The organism is Kluyvera sp. Awk 3 (genome assembly GCF_028069715.1).
Taxonomy (GTDB): Bacteria; Pseudomonadota; Gammaproteobacteria; order Enterobacterales; family Enterobacteriaceae; genus Kluyvera; species Kluyvera georgiana_A.
Genome location: NZ_JANEWH010000293.1, coordinates 1 through 903, shown reverse-complemented (window position 1 = coordinate 903; position 903 = coordinate 1). Strand labels below are relative to the sequence as shown.

Sequence of the window (903 nt, the reverse complement as noted above, 5' to 3'; positions counted from 1 at the left end):
GTATTATGTTGATGAACAGATTTTTCCTGATAAACAAAAGCATCGGCTCTGCTAATCGTTTCTTCAAGCGTCCCTGAATACTCAGCTAACCCGACAGAGAATTCTGGTAACAATATTATATTGTGCTCATCAACCTTTATATATTGACGCGACATAAATCGTAATCGCTTAATCAATTGTTCTGCATCTTCAGGTTTGAAGTCGTAGAGCATAATGATGAATTCATCTCCACCGAAACGAACGATACGATCTGTACTACGTAACGAATGTCGTAAAAGTCTACTAAAGGCCACCAAAATTCGATCGCCAATTAGATGGCCATAGTTATCATTAATTTGCTTGAAATTATCCAGGTCAAGCATGATGAGATGGCTTGGTTTGTTGTTTTTTGTCTCTTCATAAAGATAATGTCGGTTATAGGCTCCGGTGAGAGAATCGATATAAAGGTTTTTACGTTCGCGAACTAAACGTATATAACCTCCCGTGCGCCAAATAGCAAAAGACAGAGGTATAATGAGTAGTAATATAGGATTGAGGTAACTCAGTATAGACAGGTTATGTATTACTGACTTTACTTCCTGTTGTTCCTTTTTACTCACATCATTAAGTTTAATGTTTATCTTTTTTATTTTTTGGCAATGATTATTGTTTTCTCCGGATTGTACTTCTGACATCGGTTGTGTCGTTGTGTTTTTCCACTCAATTGGTTTTTCTTTCTGTATCTCACGATGAAGATCTTTACGGTTAATGTCCGCCTCAGGGCACATTGCCTGAAGTTGATCTGAGAGCGTTTTTTGTAACATCAAATGCCGAAACGAGACGGTTTTTAAAACATTGCTTACTCTAATGTTTTCCCTGTTATTTAACTGAAAAACACATAACAGTGAGATCGATGAAATAATC

Annotated in this window: 1 protein-coding gene; it reads right to left on the bottom strand. The window is 36.7% G+C overall.

The window, feature by feature from the left end:
• Positions 1–803 (bottom strand): GGDEF domain-containing protein (locus NNN71_RS24725; protein WP_271459595.1); only part of this gene is annotated, 803 nt, incomplete at its 3' end.
• Positions 804–903 lie beyond the last annotated feature (100 nt).